At 54.1% G+C, this 9457-nt stretch carries 8 protein-coding genes and 1 pseudogene; 8 read left to right on the forward strand and 1 reads right to left on the reverse strand.

The window, feature by feature from the left end; genetic code table 11:
• Positions 1-371 precede the first annotated feature (371 nt).
• The 7 genes and pseudogenes from estT to OQV04_RS21900 all read left to right on the forward strand — a co-directional run.
• Positions 372-1217, forward strand: coding sequence for a macrolide hydrolase EstT (estT, locus tag OQV04_RS21870; protein WP_164538741.1), 846 nt, complete (start codon positions 372-374; stop codon positions 1215-1217).
• Positions 1207-2364 carry a tetracycline-inactivating monooxygenase Tet(X4) gene (locus OQV04_RS21875; RefSeq protein WP_094309310.1) on the forward strand — a complete coding sequence of 386 codons (1158 nt, stop codon included), beginning with the start codon at positions 1207-1209 and terminating at the stop codon, positions 2362-2364. Before estT ends, OQV04_RS21875 begins: the two co-directional genes overlap by 11 nt.
• A gap of 338 nt (positions 2365-2702) precedes the next feature.
• Complete coding sequence (locus OQV04_RS21880) at positions 2703-4196, forward strand: IS91-like element ISCR2 family transposase (RefSeq protein WP_001120888.1); 1494 nt, start codon at positions 2703-2705, stop codon at positions 4194-4196.
• A gap of 30 nt (positions 4197-4226) precedes the next feature.
• A complete protein-coding gene (locus OQV04_RS21885; RefSeq protein WP_012728215.1) occupies positions 4227-5111 on the forward strand; it encodes a DUF3363 domain-containing protein in 885 nt (294 codons plus the stop codon).
• Between the two features lie 216 nt (positions 5112-5327).
• Positions 5328-6542, forward strand: a complete 1215-nt coding sequence (gene floR / locus OQV04_RS21890; protein WP_058657119.1) for a chloramphenicol/florfenicol efflux MFS transporter FloR — start codon at positions 5328-5330, stop codon at positions 6540-6542.
• 27 nt (positions 6543-6569) lie between these two features.
• Entirely contained in the window at positions 6570-6875 is a 306-nt protein-coding gene (locus OQV04_RS21895) for a LysR family transcriptional regulator (protein WP_001255015.1), read from the forward strand.
• Between the two features lie 111 nt (positions 6876-6986).
• Positions 6987-7196, forward strand: a pseudogene (locus OQV04_RS21900) (IS91 family transposase); the annotation flags it as partial.
• On the opposite strand, the gene tet(A) reads toward OQV04_RS21900, so the two are convergent.
• Positions 7142-8341: a tetracycline efflux MFS transporter Tet(A) gene (gene tet(A) / locus OQV04_RS21905; protein WP_000804063.1), complete on the reverse strand. Its 1200-nt coding sequence runs from the start codon at positions 8339-8341 to the stop codon at positions 7142-7144. The pseudogene OQV04_RS21900 and the gene tet(A) overlap by 55 nt on opposite strands.
• Before the next feature lie 105 nt (positions 8342-8446).
• On the opposite strand from tet(A), the gene tetR(A) reads away from it, so the two are divergent.
• A complete protein-coding gene (gene tetR(A), locus OQV04_RS21910; RefSeq protein WP_039045916.1) occupies positions 8447-9082 on the forward strand; it encodes a tetracycline resistance transcriptional repressor TetR(A) in 636 nt (211 codons plus the stop codon).
• The last annotated feature ends 375 nt before the right edge of the window (positions 9083-9457 follow it).

Here is a 9457-nt window from a genome sequence, read left to right on the forward strand (position 1 = left end):
GGTAAGCAGAGTTTTTGAAATGTAAGGCCTTTGAATAAGACAAAAGGCTGCCTCATCGCTAACTTTGCAACAGTGCCTATTATATGATTTCATAAGATTTGAAACATAAATAATTAAGCACTATAAGTACTAAAATGTTAAAATAATTTTTATATTTGAGAAATTCAAAATGCGAAATAAAATAGTAAAAACATTCGCCTATCTTGCCATATGGGTATGAAATAGAGTAGAATGTTTCGTATATATATAAGTTAGCGGGCATTGTGAAAGATACCAGCATAACAGTTAAACATTGATAAATGAAAAAAAAACTACTTTGGATATTAATTTTAGGACTGATAATAATCAGTTGCAAACAAAGGAAAACAGAAATGAAAGAGAAAATAATTAAAACAAACGGCATTGAACTCTGTACGGAAAGTTTTGGAAATAAGAAAAATCCAGCAATCCTTTTGGTAGCAGGTGCAACCGTATCAATGCTGTATTGGGACACTGAATTTTGCCAACAATTATCTGAAAAAGGATTTTTTGTTATTCGTTACGACAACAGAGATGTAGGAAAATCCACTAATTATGAGCCGGGTTCAGCACCATACGACATTGTTGACTTAACAAATGATGCCATTGCAATTTTGGACGGCTATGAAATAGACAAAGCACATTTTGTGGGTATGTCATTAGGTGGGCTAATTACACAAATAGCAGCTATAAAGTTTGCCGATAGAGTTAGCTCATTAACACTTATGTCTACAGGCCCTTGGGGAGACTCGGACCCAACTATTCCTGAGATGGACACACGTATTTTAGATTTCCATGGTAAAGCAGGCACAGTCGATTGGTCAAATGAAGACAGTGTGGTAAACTATTTAATTCAGGGTGCAGAATTAATGTGCGGCAAGAAACAATTTGATAAACAAAGAAGTGAAAAGCTGATAAGAGCTGAGTTCAATAGAGCAAACAATTATATAAGTATGTTCAATCACGCTACATTGCAAGGTAGTGAAGAATATTGGAATAGACTAAATGAAGTAAATCAACCAACCTTGATAATTCACGGAACAGATGACAAAATTTGGCACTATAAAAACGCTGGTGTATTAATTGAGAAAATACAAAATACGAAATTAATTACTCTTGAAGGAACAGGACACGAATTGCACTTTGAAGATTGGACAACAATAATTGACGGAATTGAAAAACATATAAATGAGCAATAAAGAAAAACAAATGAATTTACTTAGTGATAAGAACGTTGCAATAATTGGTGGTGGACCCGTTGGACTGACTATGGCAAAATTATTACAGCAAAACGGCATAGACGTTTCAGTTTACGAAAGAGACAACGACCGAGAGGCAAGAATTTTTGGTGGAACCCTTGACCTACACAAAGGTTCAGGTCAGGAAGCAATGAAAAAAGCGGGATTGTTACAAACTTATTATGACTTAGCCTTACCAATGGGTGTAAATATTGCTGATGAAAAAGGCAATATTTTATCCACAAAAAATGTAAAGCCCGAAAATCGATTTGACAATCCTGAAATAAACAGAAATGACTTAAGGGCTATCTTGTTGAATAGTTTAGAAAACGACACGGTTATTTGGGATAGAAAACTTGTTATGCTTGAACCTGGTAAGAAGAAGTGGACACTAACTTTTGAGAATAAACCGAGTGAAACAGCAGATCTGGTTATTATTGCCAATGGTGGAATGTCTAAAGTAAGAAAATTTGTTACCGACACGGAAGTTGAAGAAACAGGTACTTTCAATATACAAGCCGATATTCATCATCCAGAGGTGAACTGTCCTGGATTTTTTCAGCTATGCAATGGAAACCGGCTAATGGCTGCTCATCAAGGTAATTTATTATTTGCGAATCCTAATAATAATGGTGCATTGCATTTTGGAATAAGTTTTAAAACACCTGATGAATGGAAAAACCAAACGCAGGTAGATTTTCAAAACAGAAATAGTGTCGTTGATTTTCTTCTGAAAGAATTTTCCGATTGGGACGAACGCTACAAAGAACTGATTCGTGTGACATCATCTTTTGTAGGGTTAGCGACACGAATATTTCCCTTAGGTAAGTCTTGGAAAAGTAAGCGTCCATTACCCATAACGATGATTGGAGATGCTGCTCATTTGATGCCTCCTTTTGCAGGACAAGGCGTAAACAGCGGGTTGATGGATGCCTTGATATTGTCGGATAATCTGACCAATGGGAAATTTAACAGCATTGAAGAGGCTATTGAAAATTATGAACAGCAAATGTTTATCTATGGCAAAGAAGCACAAGAAGAATCAACTCAAAACGAAATTGAAATGTTTAAACCCGACTTTACGTTTCAGCAATTGTTAAATGTATAAAATGGAATAAAACGGCACATAATCGAGTAGACGGCTCCGCCAGTAACTGACGGAGTGCGCCTCTCACACCACCGAGCGTACGGGTCACGTACTCGGCGGTTCGCAAAGAGATGGGTTAAGTTGTAAATGTAATTCAGTTAAGGAAACATATCCTCTTTTCTTCAGGCGTTGTAAAGTAATGGTAGTGCCTAGAATAGGACTTTGTGCCAACTATTGAGTGGGAGTGACGGGCACTGGCTGGCAATGTCTAGCAACGGCAGGCATTTCGGCTGAGGGTAAAAGAACTTTCCGCTAAGCGATAGACTGTATGTAAACACAGTATTGCAAGGACGCGGAACATGCCTCATGTGGCGGCCAGGACGGCCAGCCGGGATCGGGATACTGGTCGTTACCAGAGCCACCGACCCGAGCAAACCCTTCTCTATCAGATCGTTGACGAGTATTACCCGGCATTCGCTGCGCTTATGGCAGAGCAGGGAAAGGAATTGCCGGGCTATGTGCAACGGGAATTTGAAGAATTTCTCCAATGCGGGCGGCTGGAGCATGGCTTTCTACGGGTTCGCTGCGAGTCTTGCCACGCCGAGCACCTGGTCGCTTTCAGCTGTAAGCGTCGCGGTTTCTGCCCGAGCTGTGGGGCGCGGCGGATGGCCGAAAGTGCCGCCTTGCTGGTTGATGAAGTACTGCCTGAACAACCCATGCGTCAGTGGGTGTTGAGCTTCCCGTTTCAGCTGCGTTTCCTGTTTGCCAGCCGGCCCGAGATCATGGGGTGGGTGCTGGGCATCGTTTACCGCGTCATTGCCACGCACCTGGTCAAGAAAGCGGGCCATACCCACCAAGTGGCCAAGACGGGCGCGGTCACCCTGATCCAGCGTTTTGGATCGGCGCTCAATCTGAATGTTCACTTCCACATGCTGTTTCTCGACGGTGTGTATGTCGAGCAATCCCACGGCTCAGCGCGTTTCCGCTGGGTCAAGGCGCCGACCAGCCCAGAGCTCACCCAGCTGACGCACACCATCGCCCACCGGGTGGGTCGCTATCTGGAACGGCAAGGCCTGCTGGAACGGGATGTCGAAAACAGCTATCTGGCCTCGGATGCGGTGGATGACGACCCGATGACACCCCTGCTGGGGCACTCGATCACTTACCGTATCGCTGTCGGTTCACAGGCGGGGCGAAAGGTGTTCACTTTGCAAACTCTGCCGACCAGTGGTGATCCGTTCGGTGACGGGATTGGCAAGGTAGCCGGGTCCAGCCTGCACGCCGGCGTGGCGGCCAGGGCCGATGAACGCAAGAAGCTCGAACGGCTGTGCCGGTACATCAGCCGCCCGGCGGTATCCGAGAAGCGGCTGTCGTTAACACGAGGCGGCAACGTGCGCTACCAGCTCAAGACGCCGTACCGGGACGGCACCACGCACGTCATTTTCGAACCATTGGATTTCATTGCAAGGCTGGCCGCCCTGGTACCGAAGCCCAGAGTCAACCTAACCCGCTTCCACGGGGTGTTCGCACCCAACAGTCGGCACCGGGCGTTGGTCACGCCGGCAAAACGGGGCAGGGGCAACAAGGTCAGGGTGGCTGATGAACCGGCAACACCAGCACAACGGCGAGCGTCGATGACATGGGCGCAACGGCTCAAGCGTGTTTTCAATATCGACATCGAGACCTGCAGCGGCTGCGGCGGCGCCATGAAAGTCATCGCCTGCATTGAAGACCCTATAGTGATCAAGCAGATCCTTGATCACCTGAAGCACAAAGCCGAAACCAGCGGGACCAGGGCGTTACCCGAAAGCCGGGCGCCACCGGCTGAGCTGCTCCTGGGTCTGTTTGACTGACGAGCCTGAAGGCCAACGATACCAATCAAAATGCTGCGTTCACAGCGCCGCGGCAGGGATCCGCCGTGCTGGTTGTCGGAAAAGGAGCCGCTAGTGGGAAAGAGGAGGGTAAATTTTCAGCGTTGCTGGCTCCCCGTCAGCCGGATTGGGTTGCATCGCAGGGGTGTCGAAAGAGTCAACTGCGGTCCAAAGCTGTTGGACTTGGGTGAAAAGGGCGTTTATTCTTCCTATACGTGCCGCGTTCCAGGCGGCGACTATGAGGGCTATGTCGATGCCCATGTGCGCCGGCTGGAGGCGCTACGCCGGGCCGGTATCGTCGAGCGGATCGACGCCGACCAATGGCGCATCCCCGATGATCTGGTCAGCCGTGCCGCCGCCCATGACGCCGGCCGAGACAGTCAGGCCAGCGTTCGCGTCCTTTCCCCGGTCGATCTGAACAAACAGATCGGATCGGACGGCGCGACCTGGCTGGACCGGCGGCTGATCCACGGCGAGACGGCCGACCTTGCGCCAACCGGCTTCGGGCAACAAGTCCGCGAAGCCATGGACCAGCGCCGCGAGCACCATATCGAACAGGGCGACGCCACCCGCAGCCGGGACAGCCGCGTCTTCTACCGGCGCAACCTTCTCGCCATCCTGCGGGAGCGCGAGGTAGTCGGCGTCGGATCGGATATGGCTTTGAGTAAGGGCCTGCCGTTCCGCGCCGCCACGGACGGCGAGAGCGTCAGCGGCAAGTTTACCGGAACCGTGCATCTATCGAGCGGCAAGTTCGCCGTGGTCGAGAAATCCCATGAGTTCACCCTTGTCCCGTGGCGGCCGATCATCGACCGCCAACTCGGCCGCGAGGTTATGGGCATCGTGCAGGGCGGGTCGGTGTCGTGGCAGTTAGGGCGGCAGAGGGGGCTGGAACGCTGAGTGCGCCCATGCCGCATTGCGAAGCAAAAGATAATCGGATAAAATGTAGCAATTCATATTCGTAAGCGTGGAGTAATCAGATGGGAAATTCCAAGTCAGCAGACAAGTAAGCCGCAACAACCAGTATTGTTGTTGCGGCGCTCTGTAAGGCTAGTCTCATCTGATTGCTGACGAGCAGACGTCGCCCGGTATTCCTTAATCGAGGGTTGATTCGTCATGACCACCACACGCCCCGCGTGGGCCTATACGCTGCCGGCAGCACTGCTGCTGATGGCTCCTTTCGACATCCTCGCTTCACTGGCGATGGATATTTATCTCCCTGTCGTTCCAGCGATGCCCGGCATCCTGAACACGACGCCCGCTATGATCCAACTCACGTTGAGCCTCTATATGGTGATGCTCGGCGTGGGCCAGGTGATTTTTGGTCCGCTCTCAGACAGAATCGGGCGACGGCCAATTCTACTTGCGGGCGCAACGGCTTTCGTCATTGCGTCTCTGGGAGCAGCTTGGTCTTCAACTGCACCGGCCTTTGTCGCTTTCCGTCTACTTCAAGCAGTGGGCGCGTCGGCCATGCTGGTGGCGACGTTCGCGACGGTTCGCGACGTTTATGCCAACCGTCCTGAGGGTGTCGTCATCTACGGCCTTTTCAGTTCGGTGCTGGCGTTCGTGCCTGCGCTCGGCCCTATCGCCGGAGCATGGATCGGCGAGTTCTTGGGATGGCAGGCGATATTCATTACTTTGGCTATACTGGCGATGCTCGCACTCCTAAATGCGGGTTTCAGGTGGCACGAAACCCGCCCTCTGGATCAAGTCAAGACGCGCCGATCTGTCTTGCCGATCTTCGCGAGTCCGGCTTTTTGGGTTTACACTGTCGGCTTTAGCGCCGGTATGGGCACCTACTTCGTCTTCTTCTCGACGGCTCCCCGTGTGCTCATAGGCCAAGCGGAATATTCCGAGATCGGATTCAGCTTTGCCTTCGCCACTGTCGCGCTTGTAATGATCGTGACAACCCGTTTCGCGAAGTCCTTTGTCGCCAGATGGGGCATCGCAGGATGCGTGGCGCGTGGGATGGCGTTGCTTGTTTGCGGAGCGGTCCTGTTGGGGATCGGCGAACTTTACGGCTCGCCGTCATTCCTCACCTTCATCCTACCGATGTGGGTTGTCGCGGTCGGTATTGTCTTCACGGTGTCCGTTACCGCGAACGGCGCTTTGGCAGAGTTCGACGACATCGCGGGATCAGCGGTCGCGTTCTACTTCTGCGTTCAAAGCCTGATAGTCAGCATTGTCGGGACATTGGCGGTGGCACTTTTAAACGGTGACACAGCGTGGCCCGTGATCTGTTACGCCACGGCGATGGCGGTACTGGTTTCGTTGGGGCTGGTGCTCCTTCGGCTCCGTGGGGCTGCCACCGAGAAGTCGCCAGTCGTCTAACCGACGACTGGTAGCAGGCCCGCTCCGATGCGGCGCACTAACCATCGAAACCTCGTGAATGTCGGTATCCTGTCTGGCAGGATACCGCTCATTTCCCTTGTTCAGTTCATCGCCGTCGCCGAGCATCTGAATTTTCGGCATGCGGCCAAGGCACTTGGTATCAGCCAGTCGAGCGTCAGCGCGCGTGTGAAAGCGCTGGAGGATAACCTTGGTGTCCTGCTATTTGAGCGCCATGCGCGGGGCGTTCGGCTAACAGACGCAGGCAGGCACTTCATGGAGCGTGTCACGGCGGGTGTCGATCAACTCGATCACGCAGTGAAGACCGCGGAGTGACGGGCACTGGCTGGCAATGTCTAGCAACGGCAGGCATTTCGGCTGAGGGTAAAAGAACTTTCCGCTAAGCGATAGACTGTATGTAAACACAGTATTGCAAGGACGCGGAACATGCCTCATGTGGCGGCCAGGACGGCCAGCCGGGATCGGGATACTGGTCGTTACCAGAGCCACCGACCCGAGCAAACCCTTCTCTATCAGATCGTTGACGAGTATTACCCGGCATTCGCTGCGCTTATGGCAGAGCAGGGAAAGGAATTGCCGGGCTATGTGCAACGGGAATTTGAAGAATTTCTCCAAAGCCCGCGACGCAGCGCCGGCAGGCAGAGCAAGTAGAGGGCAGCGCCTGCAATCCATGCCCACCCGTTCCACGTTGTTATAGAAGCCGCATAGATCGCCGTGAAGAGGAGGGGTCCGACGATCGAGGTCAGGCTGGTGAGCGCCGCCAGTGAGCCTTGCAGCTGCCCCTGACGTTCCTCATCCACCTGCCTGGACAACATTGCTTGCAGCGCCGGCATTCCGATGCCACCCGAAGCAAGCAGGACCATGATCGGGAACGCCATCCATCCCCGTGTCGCGAAGGCAAGCAGGATGTAGCCTGTGCCGTCGGCAATCATTCCGAGCATGAGTGCCCGCCTTTCGCCGAGCCGGGCGGCTACAGGGCCGGTGATCATTGCCTGGGCGAGTGAATGCAGAATGCCAAATGCGGCAAGCGAAATGCCGATCGTGGTCGCGTCCCAGTGAAAGCGATCCTCGCCGAAAATGACCCAAAGCGCGGCCGGCACCTGTCCGACAAGTTGCATGATGAAGAAGACCGCCATCAGGGCGGCGACGACGGTCATGCCCCGGGCCCACCGGAACGAAGCGAGCGGGTTGAGAGCCTCCCGGCGTAACGGCCGGCGTTCGCCTTTGTGCGACTCCGGCAAAAGGAAACAGCCCGTCAGGAAATTGAGGCCGTTCAAGGCTGCCGCGGCGAAGAACGGAGCGTGGGGGGAGAAACCGCCCATCAGCCCACCGAGCACAGGTCCCGCGACCATCCCGAACCCGAAACAGGCGCTCATGAAGCCGAAGTGCCGCGCGCGCTCATCGCCATCAGTGATATCGGCAATATAAGCGCCGGCTACCGCCCCAGTCGCCCCGGTGATGCCGGCCACGATCCGCCCGATATAGAGAACCCAAAGGAAAGGCGCCGTCGCCATGATGGCGTAGTCGACAGCAGCGCCGGCCAGCGAGACGAGCAAGACCGGCCGCCGCCCGAAACGATCCGACAGCGCGCCCAGCACAGGTGCGCAGGCAAATTGCATCAACGCATACAGCGCCAGCAGAATGCCATAGTGGGCGGTGACGTCGTTCGAGTGAACCAGATCGCGCAGGAGGCCCGGCAGCACCGGCATAATCAGGCCGATGCCGACAGCGTCGAGCGCGACAGTGCTTAGAATTACGATCAGGGGTCTGTTGGGTTTCACGTCTGGCCTCCGGACCAGCCTCCGCTGGTCCGATTGAACGCGCGGATTCTTTATCACTGATAAGTTGGTGGACATATTATGTTTATCAGTGATAAAGTGTCAAGCATGACAAAGTTGCAGCCGAATACAGTGATCCGTGCCGCCCTGGACCTGTTGAACGAGGTCGGCGTAGACGGTCTGACGACACGCAAACTGGCGGAACGGTTGGGGGTTCAGCAGCCGGCGCTTTACTGGCACTTCAGGAACAAGCGGGCGCTGCTCGACGCACTGGCCGAAGCCATGCTGGCGGAGAATCATACGCATTCGGTGCCGAGAGCCGACGACGACTGGCGCTCATTTCTGATCGGGAATGCCCGCAGCTTCAGGCAGGCGCTGCTCGCCTACCGCGATGGCGCGCGCATCCATGCCGGCACGCGACCGGGCGCACCGCAGATGGAAACGGCCGACGCGCAGCTTCGCTTCCTCTGCGAGGCGGGTTTTTCGGCCGGGGACGCCGTCAATGCGCTGATGACAATCAGCTACTTCACTGTTGGGGCCGTGCTTGAGGAGCAGGCCGGCGAGCGCGGCGGCACCGTTGAACAGGCTCCGCTCTCGCCGCTGTTGCGGGCCGCGATAGACGCCTTCGACGAAGCCGGTCCGGACGCAGCGTTCGAGCAGGGACTCGCGGTGATTGTCGATGGATTGGCGAAAAGGAGGCTCGTTGTCAGGAACGTTGAAGGACCGAGAAAGGGTGACGATTGATCAGGACCGCTGCCGGAGCGCAACCCACTCACTACAGCAGAGCCATGTAGACAACATCCCCTCCCCCTTTCCACCGCGTCAGACGCCCGTAGCAGCCCGCTACGGGCTTTTTCATGCCCTGCCCTAGCGTCCAAGCCTCACGGCCGCGCTCGGCCTCTCTGGCGGCCTTCTGGCGCTCCTGCTGCGGCGTCCGCTCGTGGGCCGTGGCGCGGGTCCGCGCGCCGGCCTCGTGCGCCTGGCGCTCGCGGGCGAGGTCCAGGGCGGCCGTCTTCACGTTCTGCCTTGCGCAGATGAGATAGGGGAGCCCGCAGAATTCGGAAAAAATCGTACGCTAAGGTTTTCCGGGCATCCGTAAGGGCCGAAACTTCCCGTCTT

It is taken from the genome of Escherichia sp. Lx600-2 (genome assembly GCF_036662595.1).
GTDB classification, from domain to species: Bacteria; Pseudomonadota; Gammaproteobacteria; order Enterobacterales; family Enterobacteriaceae; genus Escherichia; species Escherichia coli.